At 42.5% G+C, this 19,267-nt stretch carries 14 protein-coding genes and 1 tRNA gene; all 15 read left to right on the top strand.

What is annotated here, in order from left to right:
• The 15 genes from KS2013_RS05975 to KS2013_RS05900 all read left to right on the top strand — a co-directional run bounded on the left by KS2013_RS05975 (position 1) and on the right by KS2013_RS05900 (position 19,213).
• Positions 1-1,692, top strand: coding sequence for an alanine/glycine:cation symporter family protein (locus KS2013_RS05975; RefSeq protein ID WP_068994437.1), 1,692 nt, complete (start codon positions 1-3; stop codon positions 1,690-1,692).
• Positions 1,693-1,901: 209 nt separating this feature from the next.
• Positions 1,902-3,596 (top strand): acyl-CoA dehydrogenase, encoded by a 1,695-nt coding sequence (locus KS2013_RS05970; protein ID WP_068991106.1) that lies wholly within the window; start codon positions 1,902-1,904, stop codon positions 3,594-3,596.
• A gap of 286 nt (positions 3,597-3,882) precedes the next feature.
• Entirely contained in the window at positions 3,883-5,304 is a 1,422-nt protein-coding gene (locus KS2013_RS05965) for a sodium-dependent transporter (protein ID WP_068991105.1), read from the top strand.
• 23 nt (positions 5,305-5,327) lie between these two features.
• Entirely contained in the window at positions 5,328-6,725 is a 1,398-nt protein-coding gene (locus KS2013_RS05960) for an amidohydrolase (protein WP_083217799.1), read from the top strand.
• Between the two features lie 22 nt (positions 6,726-6,747).
• Positions 6,748-8,025 carry an amidohydrolase family protein gene (locus KS2013_RS05955; RefSeq protein WP_068991103.1) on the top strand — a complete coding sequence of 426 codons (1,278 nt, stop codon included), beginning with the start codon at positions 6,748-6,750 and terminating at the stop codon, positions 8,023-8,025.
• 9 nt (positions 8,026-8,034) lie between these two features.
• On the top strand, positions 8,035-9,687 hold the full coding sequence (locus KS2013_RS12045; protein ID WP_228703633.1) for a Na+/H+ antiporter NhaC family protein: 1,653 nt from the start codon (positions 8,035-8,037) through the stop codon (positions 9,685-9,687).
• Positions 9,671-11,080: a transglutaminase-like domain-containing protein gene (locus tag KS2013_RS05940; RefSeq protein ID WP_068991093.1), complete on the top strand. Its 1,410-nt coding sequence runs from the start codon at positions 9,671-9,673 to the stop codon at positions 11,078-11,080. The genes KS2013_RS12045 and KS2013_RS05940 overlap by 17 nt, the downstream gene beginning before the upstream one ends.
• Before the next feature lie 10 nt (positions 11,081-11,090).
• Positions 11,091-11,972, top strand: a complete 882-nt coding sequence (locus KS2013_RS05935; RefSeq protein WP_068991090.1) for an MBL fold metallo-hydrolase — start codon at positions 11,091-11,093, stop codon at positions 11,970-11,972.
• 259 nt (positions 11,973-12,231) lie between these two features.
• Positions 12,232-13,113: an alpha/beta fold hydrolase gene (locus tag KS2013_RS05930; protein ID WP_068991085.1), complete on the top strand. Its 882-nt coding sequence runs from the start codon at positions 12,232-12,234 to the stop codon at positions 13,111-13,113.
• Between the two features lie 95 nt (positions 13,114-13,208).
• Positions 13,209-14,864, top strand: coding sequence for a long-chain-fatty-acid--CoA ligase FadD (gene fadD / locus KS2013_RS05925; RefSeq protein ID WP_068991082.1), 1,656 nt, complete (start codon positions 13,209-13,211; stop codon positions 14,862-14,864).
• Positions 14,865-16,025, top strand: coding sequence for a ribonuclease D (gene rnd / locus KS2013_RS05920; RefSeq protein WP_228703632.1), 1,161 nt, complete (start codon positions 14,865-14,867; stop codon positions 16,023-16,025). It abuts the gene before it with no gap.
• A 23-nt stretch (positions 16,026-16,048) separates the two neighbouring features.
• Positions 16,049-16,321: a YcgL domain-containing protein gene (locus KS2013_RS05915; protein ID WP_228703631.1), complete on the top strand. Its 273-nt coding sequence runs from the start codon at positions 16,049-16,051 to the stop codon at positions 16,319-16,321.
• Positions 16,321-16,767 (top strand): YcgN family cysteine cluster protein, encoded by a 447-nt coding sequence (locus tag KS2013_RS05910; protein WP_068991079.1) that lies wholly within the window; start codon positions 16,321-16,323, stop codon positions 16,765-16,767. The genes KS2013_RS05915 and KS2013_RS05910 overlap by 1 nt, the downstream gene beginning before the upstream one ends.
• Before the next feature lie 169 nt (positions 16,768-16,936).
• A tRNA-Asp gene (locus KS2013_RS05905) sits at positions 16,937-17,013 on the top strand.
• A gap of 214 nt (positions 17,014-17,227) precedes the next feature.
• Complete coding sequence (locus KS2013_RS05900) at positions 17,228-19,213, top strand: GspE/PulE family protein (RefSeq protein ID WP_068991077.1); 1,986 nt, start codon at positions 17,228-17,230, stop codon at positions 19,211-19,213.
• The last annotated feature ends 54 nt before the right edge of the window (positions 19,214-19,267 follow it).

Genomic DNA, 19,267 nt, shown 5'->3' with positions numbered 1-19,267 from the left:
ATCGAGCAAATTAAAAATGGACTGGACTTTCTGAACGGCTATTTAGGCGGTGCGGATTACTTTCCATATTTGTTAATCGGTGTTGGTGTCTTTTTCACACTATATTTAGGTTTTCCACAAATTCGCTACTTCGGACAGGCTGTTCGTACCGTCCGTGGTAAATATAGTAAAAAATCCGATCCAGGGGATACTTCCCACTTTGGTGCTTTATCAACCGCGCTATCAGGTACCGTTGGTACCGGTAATATCGGGGGTGTAGCGCTGGCTATTTTTGTGGGTGGTCCAGCGGCCATTTTCTGGATGTGGGTGACTGCTTTCCTTGGTATGACTACTAAGTTTGTTGAGGTAACGCTTTCTCACAAATATCGTGAAGTAACAGAAGATGGCACCATGGCTGGCGGCCCTATGTACTATATGGAAAAGAAACTGAATATGAAGTGGTTAGCAGTTATATTTGCTATTGCTACCATTATCAGTTCCTTTGGTACGGGCAACATGCCACAAATCAATAATATCGCTCAGGTAATGAATGATACCTTTGCCTTACCAAACTGGATTACCGGGGTTGGTCTGGCTATCTTGTTGGCGATGGTTATTATTGGTGGCATTAAGCGTATCGCCAAAGTTGCTGAACGTGTCGTACCGTTTATGGCGCTCCTTTATGTTGTTGGTGCACTCCTGGTTATTGTCTATAACTATGAAAACATTATTCCGTCTTTCGGGGCAATTATCGGCAGCGTATTCTCTGGTTCTGCGGCAGTAGGTGGTTTCCTGGGTGCAAGTTTTGCCTATGCGATGCAGCGTGGTGTAAACCGAGGCTTATTCTCAAACGAAGCAGGTCAGGGTTCAGCAGCTATTGCTCACTCGGCAGCAAAAGGTAAAGAGCCTGCTTCAGAAGGTATGGTGTCATTGCTGGAACCATTTATTGATACTTTGATTATCTGTACGCTAACTGCCTTGGTTATTCTGTCTTCAGGAGTTTGGAAAGATAAGCACCAGAATACATTCGATCGCATTGACATGGACTTCATCGTTGGTGAGTGGACTGATCAAAATACTGAGCATGTTGAGAAGTTGAGAGATTTCTTAAACCCTCAGACGAAATCAGACTCTGGTATTAAGCGTTACAGTGGCAGTATCTCACTACAAGATGGTGAGGCGATATCTGATGGCTTTACATTACTAAACGCTAACTCAGTTGCAGAAGATGTGGTCTATAAACAACAGGATGAGACAACCAATAAACTGGTTCCTATCACCGGTGTCATTACTGTCAGCGATGGTAAGTTGGAAAACTCAGCCATTGTTGTTGAAGGTCGCTCGCTTATTCATTCCGCCAGCTTAACAGCCGAAGCTTTTACCCGAGGCTTCCTGGGTGAAAATGGTAAGTACATCGTATCACTAGGTCTATTACTGTTTGCCTTTACCACGGCTATTGCATGGTCATACTATGGTGACCGAGCCGTTATATATCTCTTCGGTCAGCGTGGTGTCCTTGTTTACCGAGTGGTGTATGTTGTAATGTTTGCTGTTGCGGCGGTTGTAGATACCACTGTAGTCTGGGCTTTGGCAAATGTCGCCATTGTAATGATGACCATACCCAACCTGGTCGGTATTACTTTGCTCCATAAGGATATGAAACAGACTGTAAAACAATACTGGGAAGACTTTAGGAAGGGCAAAGCCCACTAAGGATTAACCTATAAATACAAAGCCGCCCTTGAGGCGGCTTTTTTGTTTTCCATTCCTCTTTGAGCAGCTTTCCCCTGACAATCATCCCAAAATAAATGGCCATATGTCTGGACAAGGTTAAATTCTTTTTCCTATACTAGAGCTGGTCAGACCAAGACGTCTGACCAGAAAGGGTGTTATATTCATTCATAGTAGTTATAGGAGTCTTTATGCAGTATCAAGCGCCTGTCGATGACATGATGTTTCTTGTCAAAGATGTTTTCAAACTAACTGATCGATTTGCAGGTATCGCGGATTTTGCTGAATTTGACAATGATCTCTACGGTGCGATTCTTGAAGAGGCAGGAAAGTTTGCTACCGGTGTACTACAGCCTATCAACCGCAGTGGCGACGAAGAGGGATGCCGTTTGCAAGATGGTGTTGTGACGACTCCAGAAGGCTTTAAAGAAGCCTACCAGTCTTATGTTGAAGGTGGATGGCAGTCTATTACGGCTGATCCAAACTACGGTGGACAGGGTTTGCCAAAGGCTCTTCACGTCTTAATAGAAGAGATGTTCTATTCCACGAACACCTCTTTCTGCCTGTATGGCAGTTTAACAGCCGGTGCAACGCAATTATTACAGGCTCACGGTGATGAGCAGATGAAAGAGAAGTACCTGCCGAACTTAATCAGTGGTCAATGGTCTGGCTCAATGTGCCTTACTGAAGCACATGCGGGCTCTGATCTTGGACTATTGAAGACTAAGGCGACCGAGAACGATGATGGAAGTTATTCACTAGAAGGTTCTAAAATATTTATTACCGGTGGCGAGCATGATATGGCTGAAAATATCATTCACCTAGTCTTGGCACGGTTGCCTGATGCTCCAGAGGGTCCGAAAGGTATCAGTTGCTTCATTGTCCCTAAATTTATGGTCAATGATGATGGATCCATAGGCGAAAGAAATGCTATCCGCTGTGGTGCTATCGAGCATAAAATGGGTATTAAGGCATCATCAACCTGTGTCATGAATATGGATGGCGCAAAAGGTTGGCTCGTAGGTCCTCCACATCAGGGATTACGTTGTATGTTTACTATGATGAACCTGGAGCGTCTATCGATTGGTATCCAAGGTATTGGGCTGGGTGAAATGTCGTTTCAGCAAGCTACCAACTACGCAAATGAACGACTTCAGGGTCGAGCCACCGATGGTGAAGCTCCGGCCCCATTGAAAAAGCATGGTGACGTTCAACGTATGCTGAATACCATGGAATCATTCAATAAAGCTGGTCGCGCCTTAGCTGTATGGCTAGGAAGCTACCTTGATATTGCTTTCCATAGTGAAGACGGGGATGCTGTTAAAAAAGCAGATATCATGTCTGCATGGTTAACGCCTATTGCAAAAGCCTACTTCACTGATGCCGGTTATGAAACTTGTACCATTGGACAGCAAGTTTTCGGTGGTCATGGCTATGTAAGAGAGTGGGGCATGGAACAGCACGTCCGGGATTGCAGAATTGCACAAATTTACGAGGGCACTAATGGCATTCAGGCGCTGGACTTAATTGGACGGAAGCTCATTGCTAATAAAGGTGAGTTTCTCAATGTTTTCTTATCTGAAATAAAGGCAGACCTCAACCGTATCGATTCTTCAGACCATAAGCATCAAGTTGAAGAGTTGTTAACCGACCTAGAGGAGCTGTCGCAGAAGATCATTAATGAAAGCTCTAACAATCCAGAAATCGGACAGCTTGTTGCCTGCGATTATCTGCATTACACCGCTTTGATAACTTATGCTTATCTATGGTTAAAAATGGAGAGTGCAGCAAACGGAACCCTGGATGAGAAGTCGTCCTTCTTCTTTAAAAGAGTGTTGGCCCGTGTTCTTGGCCTTAAGGCAAGCATTGAAAGCGAGCTGTCTTAAAACCTATAAAGACTCCGTAACCAGACTTCGGGCTCCCTGAGGTCTGGTTTTCATGTAACACACCCCTCCCTAAATGCTCTACCCAAAGACCTTAAAGTAACTTTTTGAGTATTTTATATACAACTTCCGTCCTAAACCTCTGTCTTAACTAAAAAATTAGTAGGATTTATCTTCGTCTACTTGAGTGATTAGTCTAAATATGGTGTTATTAGCGGCTAGGATCAGATCCTTGGGTCTGTAAGTCCCATCACATAAAAAACAATTACACACGTAAACGGTATATAAAATGGCAACAAATAGTAGAGGTCAGTTTAACTCTCGTCTGGGGTTTGTTCTTGCTGCAGCTGGTTCTGCGGTGGGTTTAGGAAATATTTGGAAGTTCCCATTTGAAGTAGGTGCCGGAGGCGGTGCTGCCTTTGTTCTTATCTACTTAGCATTCTGTTTTTTATTATGCTTTCCGGTAATGATTTCGGAAATAGCTATCGGTCGTAAAACACAGCTTAATGCGGTTGGAGCATTTAAGAAACTTGGGCACCATAACTGGGCCTGGGTTGGTTTCATGGGAGTCGTAGCAGGGGTATTAATCCTGTCTTTCTATAATGTTGTAGCAGGCTGGGCGTTCGGCTACTTCTTGGAGATGGCGCAGGGTAATTTTGATTTTGGCTCCGTTGAGAAATTTGTAGGTTTTACCGCCGATTGGGAACACATCTTTATATACGGTATTGTGTTTATGGGCATAACAGCCCTAATCGTGTCCAAAGGCATACAGGGCGGTATTGAGAAGGCAGCAAAAATACTGATGCCAACTTTATTTGCCATGATTATTGGCTTAATGATTTATGCCTTTACCTTGAGCGATGCTATGGCGGGTATCGAATATTACCTGGTACCTGACTTCTCCGAAATAACAGGTGAAGTTATTTACTCAGCACTTGGACAAGCTTTCTTCTCTTTATCACTTGGTATGGGCGCCTTAATTACTTATGGCTCTTATGTATCCCGTAAGCAGGATATTGTTAGATCAGCTGCTTTAATTACGCTTACAGATGTGTCTGTTGCGTTCTTGGCTGGTCTAATGATCTTCCCATTTGTGGCTTTCTTAAATGCCGGTGACATGAGTAGTGTTTCAGGCGGACCTGGCCTTATATTCATGACACTGCCAGGTGTATTCGAAAGCTTGGGACCACTGCTTGGTAAAATCATTGGTGCAGTTTTCTTCCTGTTATTATCGTTTGCAGCTTTAACCTCAACGGTTTCACTATTGGAAGTACCTGTTGCGTACCTGGTAGATGAAAAGAAAATTAAGCGACCAGTGGCTGTATGGAGCATGGCGATTATCATTTTCGCAATCGGGATTCCATCGTTACTCAGTTATGGTGCTTCAGAGACTTTAAGTGCATTTGTTAATTTGTTTAAGGCCGATGCAAACGGTGTCTTAAAAGAAACAGCGTTGCCATTCCTTGACTTTGTTGAGCTAATTGCCAGTGATACATTTTTACCACTGGGTGGCACTTTCATTGCCATATTTACGGCTTACGTTTGGAAGAAAAACAATTTAAATGCAGAATTAATGGAAGGTAGAGCGACTTCAAGCCAGTGGCTGTCCAAGTATATTGATTTTGCAATTATGTTTATTTGTCCGATTATTCTAGGTGCTATTACGATCATTACGATTCTAGAACGCTTCTTCGGTATTCAAGTCTTTTAATAACTAAATTTGGGGATTCATTTATGAACATTGAACGATTCTCAAAGTCAATCTTGGCAGCTCTAACGGGAGCTGCCTTTTTGGTTGCATGCGGTGACGATTCAGTCTCTAAACCAGAGAAGAGTGAAAAGGGCGAGCCCTTTGCTTCTCAATATAAGGTTGCTGAATACCACCCAGTACTTATTAAGAATGCAACAGTATTGACTGCCACAGGTAAAAAAATTGAAAAGGGTAGTGTTCTCTTCGCTGATGGAAAAATTGTCGCTGTTGGCACTGATATTGATCCGCCCGCCGATGATAATCTTCAGATTATTGATGCTGAGGGTAAATGGGTAACGCCAGGACTTATTGATGTTCACTCCCACTTAGGTGTTTATCCTGCACCAGGTGTTCAGTCTAGTGCTGATGGTAATGAAATGACCTCTCCTGTTACTGCTGATGTCTGGGCGGAACACTCGGTTTGGCCACAGGATCCCCAGTTTCAATTAGCACTGGCTGGAGGAGTTACTTCACTTCAAATATTGCCTGGTTCTGCAAACTTGGTTGGCGGTCGTGGTGTAACCCTGAAAAACGTTGCGGGTCGCTCAGTGATGGAAATGAAGTTTCCTAATGCTCCCTATGGTCTGAAAATGGCCTGCGGTGAAAATCCAAAGCGTGTCTATGGTAGCAAAGGGCAAGCACCAATGACTCGAATGGGCAACGTTGCTGGTTATAGAAAATCCTGGATCGATGCAAAAGAATATATGGAAAAATGGGATGAGTATGAAGCGGGCAAGGGTAATGGAAAGCCACCTAAGCGTGATTTGAGACTAGAAAGTCTTGCCGGAGTTCTACGCGGCGAAATACTTATCCAGAACCACTGCTATCGAGCCGATGAGATGATGGTCATGATGGATATCGCTAAAGAGTTTGACTTTAAAGTGACTACTTTCCATCACGCTGTTGAGTCTTATAAAATCGCCGATAAGCTAGCCGAAAACGATGTTTGTTCTGCTATGTGGTCTGATTGGTGGGGCTTTAAACAGGAAGCTTATGATATGGTTGAATCCAATGTTGCTTTAGTCGACAAAGCTGGGGCCTGTGCGGTCGTCCACTCCGACTCAGCAACTGTAATCCAACACCTCAATAAAGAAGCTGCAAAAGCAATGACCTCTGGTAATCGTATTGGAATGAATATCACTCCTGCACATGCCATCAAGTGGATAACTATTAATGCTGCAAAAGCAATTGGTGTCGATGATCAAACAGGCTCCCTGGAAGAAGGAAAAATGGCTGATGTTGTGCTGTGGGATGGGAACCCTTTCAGTGTTTACACTAAGGCTGAAAAAGTTTATGTAGATGGTGCGTTGATGTTCGATCGTAAAGATCAACAGTTTCAGCCAGCCAGTGACTTTGAGCTTGGAATAATAGACTTAAAATAATTAACCAGAGGAGAATTTGATCATGAGCAAACTATTAAAAAGCTTGGCTGTTCTTTCGCTGGTTACGATCTTTTTGGATACCAGCGCTCAGGCTGAAACAATTTTAATCAAGAATGCCAAAGTTCATACCATGACTTCAGCTGCAACTTTGGATGATGCAGACATATTAATTAAGGATGGCTTGATCCAAAATATTGGGGAAGGCCTTTCAGCGGATAATGCTAAAATTATCGATGCTGAAGGAAAGCAGGTTACTTCTGGTATCTTTGCACTGGCAAACCAGATTGGTCTTGTAGAAATTAGTGCCATTGAAGGAACTAACGATACCGCAAACCAGCTTACTGAATTAAACGCATCTTTTCGCGTGGACGATGTGTTTAATCCAAAATCAACCCTTATACCCATGAATCGTGCTGGCGGTGTAACGCGAACATTAATCAAGCCATACAATGGCTTATCCTTGTTCGCAGGTTATGGAGCTATCATGGACCTAACAGGTGAGTATGATTCGCTGATTCTAAGTGATGTTGCTGTTTTTGCTACTTACGGTGAGCTTGCATCCTCTTTAACAGGAGGTTCACGAGCGAGCGCTCTGCACGAAATAAAGAACGCTTTTTCGCAGGCAAAAGAATACCAGCAAAATGCTGAAGCAATTAAACGTGGCGAATATCGAGAGCTGGATTACAGCATTGATGATTTGGAAGCAATTGCGAGTTTGTTGAAGGGAGATATTCCTTTCGTCGTTAACGTTGATCGTGCAAGCGATATCTTAACGATTATAACGTTCGCTAAAGACCATCAATTAAACCTTGTATTGTCGGGAGTTGCTGAAGGCTGGAAAGTGGCAGGTAAAATTGCCGAAGCCAATGTCCCGGTCATGGTCGACCCAATGAACAATATTCCTGGCAGTTTTGAGTCACTTGGGCAACGTTATGATAACGCGGCTTTGTTGGACAAAGCTGGAGTTGATGTAATGTTCTACGGCTCAACTCATAACGCTGATAATGTTCGTCAAGCTGCTGGCAATGCCGTTGCATATGGCATGCCGTATGATAAGGCTCTGGCTGCATTTACAAGTACTCCAGCTAAAGTTTTTGGTGGAGCAAGTAATTACGGCAAATTGATGCCTGGCTTCAAAGCTGAATTAGTAGTGTGGAGCGGTGATCCATTTGAAGTTACGACTTATCCAGAAGTGGTTATCATTGATGGTAAAGTTCAAAGCTTAATGACACGGGCCAAACGCTTAGAGCAGCGTTATAAAGATATTTCAACCGATAAAAATACATTTTACAGGAAATAAGAGGTTTTCATGGCAGATACGTCAGTGCGACAGCCCAGTATGCTACAGGCTTTATTGCCAGTAGTCTTTTTGGTTATTCTTTTAGGTTTTTCAGTCTACTTATACGGTAGTGATTCCTCTTATGGTGCTAACCAGATAGCGCTAGTTTTAGCTGCTGCTGTAGCATTATTGGTGGGTCTGAAAAATGGACAAACCTGGAAAGAGCTAGAGAAGGGTATTGTTGATGGAATCAGTATCGCACTGGCTGCCATGCTGATTTTATTAATGGTAGGCGCACTGATCGGTGCCTGGATTTTATCGGGTACGGTGCCGACCATGATTTATTATGGTTTACAGCTTCTATCGCCTGAGTATTTCTATGTGGCAACCTGTGCCATCTGTGCCGTGGTTGCCTTAAGTATTGGTAGCTCCTGGACCACGGCTGGTACCGTTGGTATTGGTCTTATTGGTGTATCGCAGGGGCTTGGCTTATCTATGGAAATAACCGCTGGTGCTATTATTTCCGGTGCCTATTTTGGCGATAAGATGTCACCTCTATCTGATACAACTAACTTAGCTCCAGCAGTTACTGGTACGGATCTATTCACTCATATCCGTCATATGGTCTGGACGACGACTCCGGCGCTACTACTTTCGTTTATTATATTTACGGTAATGGGATTAAATAGCGATACTGAGCAACAAGTATTAGTCCTGCAGGGTACGCTTGAGTTATTGGATAATAACTTCAATATTTCGTTATGGACTCTGGTACCGATGGTAGTTGTTTTTGTGCTGGCATTTAAGAAAGTGCCTGCTGTAGCGACTATTCTTATTGGCGCGATATTGGGTTGCATCTGTGCCGTTGTGTTCCAGAGTAAAGTTATCGAAACCTTCGTTGGCGATGGACGTTATGACTGTGAGCGTTCTTCACAGTATGAATGCTCTGTCTCAGATTATGTAGTCGAAGAAAGTGGTAATACGACTGTTACCTTTGATATCGCTTTTAAGTATACAGATGAAAGCTACACTGAAACGGTCACGCTGCAAGAGGGAGAGGACAAAACGCTAACGCTTGGAGATCACTCTGTTGGAGTTTATAGTCGAGGTGATTTTATGACAACATTGTCGGCCACATGGACTTCTTTGTTTAGTGGCTTTTCTGCCTCAACGGGTAACGACAGTTTTGATAATCTTCTGAGTCGTGGTGGTATGGCGAGTATGCTTAACACTTTATTCCTTATTTTTACGGCCATGAGTTTTGGGGCCGCGATGGAAGTTACAGGGTTACTGCATAAGTTGATTAAAACCGTTATTGGCATGGCCAAATCAACTGGGTCTTTAATTGGTTCTGTTCTAGCGACCTGTATTGGTATGAATGTCATAACTGCGGACCAGTATATATCCATAGTATTGCCGGGAAGGATGTATAAAGCCGAATTTAAAAGAAGAGGGCTGGATGCCAAGAATCTATCAAGGACACTTGAAGATTCGGCTACAATTACCTCGCCTTTAATCCCTTGGAACACTTGCGGTGCTTACATGGCCGGCACGTTAGGGGTTGCTACGGGTGCTTACTGGATTTATTGTTATTTTAACCTGTTAACACCTCTGGTATCTTTTATATATGCTTTGTTTAATTTCAAAATTTCTCCTATAGAAGGCGATGAAGCAACCAGCTAAATATCGTTTCAATATGCTGCTGAAAATGAGTTTTTTAGCAGCATGTTTCTTTGCGCTAAGCTCTTATAATACCTATGTTCGTTTGTGGGATCCTGCTACCGTTAAACCATTTACGGAGTGGTCGCAAATTAATTGGCAGGGTCAGATGGTTGGCTGGGCAAAAACTGTTCTTAAAACAGATAAAGACAAAGTAGAGATTGATCAGAAAGAATTGTTTGAAGGGAGAGTCAGGGGTAAGCGATTTAAGTTCGTTTATAATAGTAGTTTAGTCTTCAGCTCTGAACCTCCGTACAGGCTTGAAAGAGGAAAAGCCATCGTCCACGAGCCTGGATTGAAACGTGTCACATCCTTTGAAAATGGTAGAGATTTAATAGTAGAGCAAGTTCGTAACAATCAAATATCAACATTCAAAGAGCCATCAATAAACTATACCTTAAGTGACTATTTAGCTTTGCGACAGTGGCTTGAAAGACAGCCAGCCGAAGCAGAACAGAGTCTTTCTGTCAGTGTTCTTGACCCATACAGCTTAGAGCTACATTCAGCGGAATATGAGTTGCATAAGAGTCCCTCGGAGCGGAATGCACACTATGTTGTGAGAGCCAAGGGCCCAGGAGCAAAAGATACTACCCGGCTAACTTACACAGTTTCGGGCATTACTCAAAGGCAATATCGGTTAAGAGGCATAGAGTTAGTTCGTGTAACAGAAAAGCCGAGTTTTAACCCTGAAATGCAGGATGATTTATATGCTTCCAGTGGTATACGACTGCAGCAGCCATTGGGTGATATCAATGCACTAGATTCCATTGCGTATTCACTAGTTGTAGGAAACGTAGACTGGTTAAAGCTGCATCCTACCTTACAGTTACAAAACCAGACTCTGGTAGCATCTAAAGCGAAGAGATACCTCGCAGATAAGGGGTTAATCAAAGACTGGCAATTTTATCAGAGCAGTGCACCTGTTATACGCTTGGCCACCAAAGCTTCATTAGGTAAATTTTCCTATGAGGGAAGGGTCAAGGCGCTTGTTAATTTTGTTAATGATTATCTTTATTATCAGCCCACTCCTACTAATTTCACAGTGGAGGAGGTGATATCTAATGGATATGGCGACTGTACAGAGTATACACAGCTGCTACTGGCTTTACTCAATCAACAGAAAATTCCAGCACGCCAGGTTAACGGCTATGTTTATCTTGGTGACGATGAGCAACGGTTCGGTGGTCATTCCTGGGTAGAGGTTCTAATTGGTGATGAGTGGGTTGGTGTTGATCCCACATGGAATCTCTATGAAACTACACCGGCACACCTACCATTGACTATTTCAAAAGAAAAGTCTGCTTCTGACTTGGTTTTTGGTATTGATAAGCTAGACTATAAGCAATCACCCAACTGACAGGATCTCTATGTCAAAACAACCAACACCTAAAACCTTTTACTCCATCAACGGCAATACTCAAAAGCTGGATGGCGGAGCCATGTTTGGAAATGCCCCTAAAGCATTGTGGCAGCGATGGGTTGATGTCGATGATTTAAACCGTATTGATCTGGTTTGTCGAGCAATGCTGGTTGTCGATGGGGATAAAACCATATTGTTTGAGACGGGTATTGGCGCTTTCTTTGAGCCAAAGTATCGCGATCGTTATGGTGTGCAGGAGTCAGAGCATATATTGTTGTATTCTTTAAAGGAGGCAGGGTTTAGCCACGAGGACATTGATATTCTGGTCCTATCTCATATGCATTTTGATCATGCAGGCGGCCTTCTGACACAGTGGCAAGAGGGGAAAGAGTCAGAATTACTATTCCCTAATGCCGAGTTTATTATCGGTAAGGAGGCTTGGGAGAGGGCTTGTAATCCACACCCAAGAGATCGTGCATCATTTATTCCAGGTTTAACGGACAAACTTGAAGCTACCGGGCGTCTACATTTAGTGGATACTGATAGTTCTGACTTACTAGGCCCTGATTACCATTTTTATGTTTCCAATGGCCATACACCAGGCATGCTTATTACAACAATCGAAACTGCTGAAGGTCCAGTTGCTTTTGCGGCAGACCTTATTCCTGGTGCACCTTGGATGCATTTGCCTATAACAATGGGCTATGACCGGTATCCAGAAAGCTTGATTGACGAAAAGAGAGTCTTACTTGAGTCGCTTAAAGAAGATAATGGTAGAGTCTTTTTTACACACGACCCTGAAGTCGCTTTGGGAACCGTTGCAATTAATGAAAAAGGCAAGTTTTTTGCCGGGTCACCCTTAAAAAGCGTTGATAAGTTGTCTTTGTAACTTATTGATTTTAAATCCCAGGATATTGTTAACATTTGTTTTTAGTCCTTGGCTGAAAAAATCCCTTACTTTACGGAACTTATCGAGAGAATGTTGTTCAAACTTTATACAAGTAGCAAATACAGCATATGATGCTTATATGTTTACTTGGTTGTCATTGTCACTTCTCTTTGATGAGTATAATTTTCTCATACCGGGCCATGTAAATGGCCCGTTTTTTATGTGCTATCATAAAACCAAAAACAGGTTGTAGATATCAATGTACTTTAAATTTGAAAGAGAATACCACTTAGAAGTCCACCACTGTAAAGTTAGTGTAATAGAATGGGGTAACCCTGAAGGGGAGCCTGTGCTCTGTTTGCATGGCTGGCTCGACAATGCGGCAACTTTCCACTACCTCGCTCCCTTGCTTACAAAAGACACAAATTACCGGCTGATAGCTATTGAGTTCCCTGGTCATGGTCAGTCTGATCACCTTCACCCAGCAGCTGACTATCAATTTCTGTCTGGAATATCTGTAATCGATTCTGTCATAGATATACTCAAGCTGGAAAAGCCAAAGTTTTTAGCACATTCAATGGGTGCTGCACTCTCGGTAATATATGCCGGCGTGTTCCCCGATAAAGTTGGAAGCATTGTTTCGATTGATGCGTTAGGAGCGTTGGTCTCGTCACCCGAAGGTACGGTAATTCAGCTACAAAAGGCGCTGTTACAACGTAAACAAAGAAGTGGCAATAAGCGCTACTTCAAAGATCTGAAAACAGCGGCTACAGCCAGAGCCCAGGTATCAGAGCTACCCGTGGATATACTACTTCCCTTGATAGAGCGTGGTGTCACTTTATGTGAGGAAGGCTATCAGTGGTCAAGTGACTCTCGCCTGAAGCACCTCTCGTGGTTAAGACTGACCGAGCCACAGCTGGAAGCGATAATGCGTAATATTGTATGCCCGGTACAGGTTATTCTTGCTAGCGGTGGCTTATCTAATGAGTATCCCGGTATAGAGCAGCGCTTTGGATATCTGGAGAGAGTTGAACGTGTCGATATGGAGGGTGGACATCATTTGCATATGCAGTTTGCGGATGCTGTAGCAGAAAAAATCATTGGTTTTTGGTCGAAAAATGAGCAAAATAAATCAAACTAGTCGTAAGAGGTCGGAATAGTTGCGATAAAGGTCGGAATCATGTAATTTTCTTGTCCAACATTTATCATTCATTCGCATATCTAATAGGTTTTTTCATGGAAAAAGTTTGGCTAAAAAATTATCCCAAAAAAGTTCAGCACACCATTGACTTTAATCAGTATGCGAACCTGAGTGAAATTCTAGATGAAGCTGCTCAAAACCATGGTGATAGGCCTGCTGTTACTAATCTTGGAGTCACTTTAAGCTACAGAGAACTTGAAGAGAAGGCCAAAGATTTTGCCGCTTACCTGCAAAACACTCTAGGCCTTAGTAAGGGTGATAAAATAGCTCTTATGATGCCAAATCTCTTGCAGTATCCCGTGGCTCTGTTTGGTGCCCTTAAAGCGGGGCTGGCCGTAGTTAATGTGAACCCTCTTTATACTCCCAGAGAGCTGGCTCATCAGCTTAATGATAGCGGAGCCAAAAGTATTGTTATTTTAGCTAATTTCGCTGACACTTTAGCTGAAGCAATTGATGATGTTGAGCTTGATAACATTATAGTTACTCAGGTTGGTGATATATGCTCACAACCGAAACGCTTTATCGTTAATTTTGTAGTTAAATACATAAAGAAAATGGTGCCAAGCGTCAGTCTGCCGGGAGCTATCTCATTTGTAGACGCGATGAAAAAAGGCTCCGCTGAAAACTTTTCACCCGTTGAAATAACACAGAGTGATATTGCTTTCCTTCAATATACTGGAGGAACTACTGGTGTGGCAAAAGGTGCCGTCCTAAGCCATAAAAATATGGTGGCTAATGTTTTACAGACTCATGCCTGGATGGGGCCGTTTTTGGAAGAGGGGCAAGAGACCATTATTACGGCATTACCTCTGTACCATATTTTCTCATTGTGTGTGAACTGTCTACTGTTCACTAAAGCGGCAGGCCATAACATCTACATTACCAACCCTCGTGATATGAAGGACTTCTGTAAAAACCTTCGTGCGTACCCGTTTACCACCATTACAGGTGTTAATACTTTATTTAATGGGCTATTGAATCAGGAAAGCTTCCGTCAACTAGACTTTTCACAACTAAAACTGGCTGTTGGTGGCGGTATGGCTGTTCAAAAGTCAGTCGCTGAAGAGTGGCAAAAACTAACAGGAACTCCTTTACTGGAGGGGTATGGGCTGACAGAAACTTCACCAGTGGTAAGCATGAACCCTCTGGACTTAGATGCCTATAACGGCACCATTGGATTGCCTGTGCCATCTACGGATGTACAGATTAGAGATGACGATGGCAAAGAGCTTGGTTTTGATGAGCCTGGAGAACTTTGGGTAAAAGGCCCACAAGTTATGGAGCGTTACCTGGGCCGTCCGAAGGAAACGGATGAGGTACTCCAGGATGGTTGGTTAGCTACAGGAGATATGGCGGTTATCAACGAGGAAGGTTTTTTAAAGATCGTTGATCGTAAAAAAGACATGATTCTGGTGTCTGGATTTAATGTATACCCTAATGAAATTGAGGACATCGTAGCGCTACACCCAGGAGTTCTTGAAGTCGCGGCCGTTGGCGAGCCTGATGATGTAAAGGGAGAAGTGGTTAAGATCGTAGTTGTAAAAAAAGATTCCTCGTTAACTGAAGAAGAATTAATTAAACATTGTCGCGAACATCTAACTGGGTACAAAATACCTAAAGAAGTTGAGTTTAGAGACGAACTCCCAAAATCCAACGTTGGTAAAATTTTGCGTAAGGAATTACGTAAGTAGGTGAATTTGCATAGATTCGAGTTAGACCATCATTCAGAGTTAGTTGCCGTTGAGAAGGTAACTAGTGAAGCTCGTCTAGAAGAGTTGTGTCAGTCCTGGCTAGAGCAGGAGGTTTTGGCCTTGGACACCGAGTTTGACAGGACAAACACTTTTTTCCACAAACTGGCATTGATACAGGTCTATGACGGTGAAGAAATTTACCTCCTTGATCCTCTTCAACTGAAAGATTTATCGGCTTTAGGGAAGGTCTTATCAGATGCTTCAGTTTTGAAAGTTCTTCATAGTTGCAGTGAAGATCTTGAAGCTCTACACAATACCTATAACTTCCCGATAAACTCAATTTTTGATACACAAATAGCAGCGGCACTTGTTGGGCTGGGCCCTATGCTGGGCTATGGAAATATGGTTGAACAGATGCTTGGGTTGACGCTTGATAAAGAGCATACAAAAACTGACTGGTTGAAGCGGCCCTTGAGTGAAGAGCAGAAGGTTTATGCTGCTCAAGACGTCCAGTTCCTGCTTCCATGCTTTTATAAGCTTAGGGAGAGCTTGCTTGAAAAGGGTCATTATGGCTTTGTGCTTGAGGATACTGAGTCAATTTATCAGGCAATAACTCATTTAGAGGATTTCGAACATGCATACCTTAAAGTTAAAGGTGCTTTTAAGTTAAAGCCATCACAGTTAAACAGGTTACGTAAGGTAGCAGCCTGGAGAGAACAGTTAGCCAGACGAGAAGATATTCCAAAAACATTTATATTTAGGGATCACCATCTCCTAGATATATGCATGGAATCAAAACCAACTACCAGTTTCCTTCTTAAAATTGGTTGTAACAGAGGAAGCATTCGTAAGTATGGAGCGGAGCTATTAAATTTAATTGCTGAGGCTGACGCAGAAAGTAAGACTTTATGGCCTGAGGCAATTCCTGCCTTTCATAAACTTCCCGGAGCAAAGCAAAAACTGAAAGCGTTAAAAGTTGTTGCTTCAACTATCGCTAAAGAAAATGATATTCCAGAAGAAGCCATTAGCAGTAAACGTCTGTTAGAATACTACATTAAGACAAAGCAGGGCTTTATAACCCGTCCAAACCATTTTTGGAACAGCTGGCGCCGAGAACTATTAGAGCCAGCATTTAAAGCCAAGCTAGAAGAACTTTCCTGATATAAAATTTAACGAGTAGTCCTATGATGATGTGCAGTGTTTATAAAAGCGCAAAGAAGCCTGACACTTACTTATATGTACCGTTTGAAGCGGATTTAGATGAACTACCTGAGGGCTTGATGTCCGTCTGGGGTGAGCCTGAGTTGGTAATGCATATCGACTTAAGTAAACGTGACAAGTTGGCTCTAGTTGAGATACATGAACTTAAGTCAAAACTTGAGGAAGACGGGTATTATTTGCAAATGCCCCCAACACAAGAGGAACTGGCTGGCTTGATTGAAAAAAACAGCTCGTAATGGAAAAGTTCTGGCTAAACACACCTATGGATAAAATGACTCATCAGCAATGGGAGTCATTATGTGATGGCTGTGGAAAATGTTGTCGTATACAGTTTCTAGATGATAGCGACACGATGTTGATGCAGACTGACGTTGGTTGTCATTTATTGGACACAAAGACACTTAGATGTACAGATTACGACAATCGTTTAAGTAAGGTACCTGACTGCGTTCAGATTACCCCAAAGACACTTGATGATTATTATTGGCTACCTGATAGCTGTGCTTACAAACTGGTCGCCCGAGGGGAAGACCTTCCGGAGTGGCATCATCTTGTTTCAGGTGATCCGCAGTTAATCCATAAAAAAGGTGAAAGCCTACATCGAAAGTTAGTCAGTGAGAGGGATTTAAACCCTGAAGAAATCGAAGAGCGTATTATCGCCTGGGTTGCTATAACTGATTGATTTTTAGCCTTTTTGTTCGTGTTTTGTACGTTTTTTAAAAAAATTAAATAAAAATGAAAAAAAGAGTTGACGGAATAGGGGAACGCCAGTAATATGCGCGTCGTTGACCGATGAGGTCGCCAGCAAAACACTCTAACAAAGCACATTACAGTACTAGGTTAGACATCGCGGAGCGGTAGTTCAGCTGGTTAGAATACCGGCCTGTCACGCCGGGGGTCGCGGGTTCGAGTCCCGTCCGCTCCGCCACTATTTAAGAAACCTGCACTTGTTGCAGGTTTTTTTATGCCTGTCTTATTTCCCATAAAGTAAAGCTAACTTAAACTCGTTTAGTCAGTTCTAGTAGGAGTGTCTTATTTAAGTTCTCTATTTTAAAGAAGTGCTATCCCTTTGAAAAAATATTATAGTGGTATTAATGCTTTATTTGGTCTTACCTTAACTGAAGTATTCATAGGGAGTCATTGTGCAGTACGAAGAATTACTTTCAGAGGCTATTAAAAACTCTCAAAACACCGTTACCAATAGTATTTTCTCTGATACTGAGAATCAGCTATCTGAACAAAAACTGCTAGAGGTTAATTTCAAAGAACATTTATTTATAACTGATAATGGTCCCTTTCCTTTCGAAGAACTGTTATATGTCTTTATCCAGAAGCCTGTTTTTGAAAGTTTAGATGAGTTTGCAGACGCAACTGGAAGTAGCAAATATTCCAACTATAAAATCGAAATGAAAGGGAACTTTTCGATAAAGGGGCAGTGTTTAACTTGCGATAATGAAAATGGTGTATGGAAGATACTGAGGCTCCACAAAGGACATGTTTTTATTGTACTGGTTTCTGAGCAAAACGTATCAGACATTAAGCTCATTGAGAGTAATGGCCCATCTACCTTTGGCATAGATACTGCAGATCAAGAGCTTCATAATGGCGTTGAGGAGGTCAGACTCCAAGATATTAATATTGATGAACACTGGGTAAGAAAGTTTCCCTCAGATCTTCTATTCAAATACCAGGCTCTCCCTTTAAGAAAACACGGTCACTTCCTTGAAGTTGCATTTTCAAATCCAAAGCAGATTGATGCTATTCAAACTCTCAGCTTTATAGCAGGTTGCAATATAGAGCCAAAAAAAGCTGATAAAAAAGAACTTCTGGAGTACCTCAGTGGTGTGGTTCAATTTCAGAATGAAAAAGAGGCCCTGAGCGAACTTGAAAAATCTGGGATTACTAACAAAACAAGCCTCGCTACCAATGAAATAGAAAGTCTGGGTAAAAAGAAAGGTGTTATCAGCCTCATGGCAACGATTATTACTGATGCTATTGAGAAAGGAGCTTCTGATATACACCTGCACCCCCGTGCTGATCACCTGGAGTTGCTATTCCGTATAGATGGTACTTTGACGCCAGTAAGAAAGCTCAATTTATCTCTGCATCCAGCACTTGTCAGTCGCGTAAAAATTATTGGCGGTATGGATATTTCGGAACGACGTTTGCCACAGGATGGCCGCATAGAATATTCAGGTAACAACAAAAGTGTTGATATGCGTATATCAATTATGCCAACCGTTTATGGGGAAAGCGTCGTGATCAGGATATTAGACAGCTCCCAGGGGTTAAGAGACATTAAAGAAATTGGACTTAACACCAAGGATACGGAAAAGCTTACCAACTTATTACGTTCCAGTTACGGCATATTCCTTGTTACGGGCCCAACAGGTTCAGGTAAAACTACAACACTTTACGCCGCTTTACAGGAAAAGGTTAAAGAAGGACCGCATATAGTAACAGTAGAAGAACCTGTCGAGTATAAAATAGATGGTGTCACGCAGATTCCCGTTAACCATAAAATTGGCTATACATTTGCCAGAGCTTTACGCAACATTTTAAGGCATGACCCAGATGTCATTATGGTTGGCGAAATTCGTGATGATGAAACAGCAAAAATAGCTGTTGAAAGTGCTCTTACAGGCCATTTAGTTCTTAGTACACTCCATACCAATAGCGCTGTCAGTACTATTACACGCCTTATTGAAATGGGTGTGGAGCCTTATCTTTTAAAGGATGCTCTTGTGGGTATATTGGCGCAAAGACTTGTTAAGAAAAACTGCCCGCTCTGCCTCGAAAAAGAAGAGGTGCCTGACTCTATACGACATGAAATCCAGGCCAAGAAGAATGATACCTTTTATAGAGGAGCTGGTTGCTCTGAATGCTTTAATACAGGAATCGCTGGGCGCCGTTCAGTCTATGAACTATTGACTATTACCCCTGATATCAGTCGAGAGATTAATGAATCGTTGGATATTGAGAAACTTGCACAGAAAGCGGAAAAGCAGGGCATGGTCAGATTGGCGGATATGGCACTTGATTTAGCAAGGAATAAAGAAATCTCGGCTTTTGAGGTCTATAAAATCAGAGCCAATGCCAGCCAGTTAAAAAGTGAAGATGACGAATAAGATCTATGAAAAAGAAAAGGCAGCCTATGCTGCCTTTTCACATGTAACTACTTC

It is taken from the genome of Kangiella sediminilitoris (assembly GCF_001708405.1).
Taxonomy (GTDB): domain Bacteria; phylum Pseudomonadota; class Gammaproteobacteria; order Enterobacterales; family Kangiellaceae; genus Kangiella; species Kangiella sediminilitoris.
Note: the sequence above shows the minus strand (reverse complement) of the source record. Positions and strands in the feature narration are given on the sequence as shown.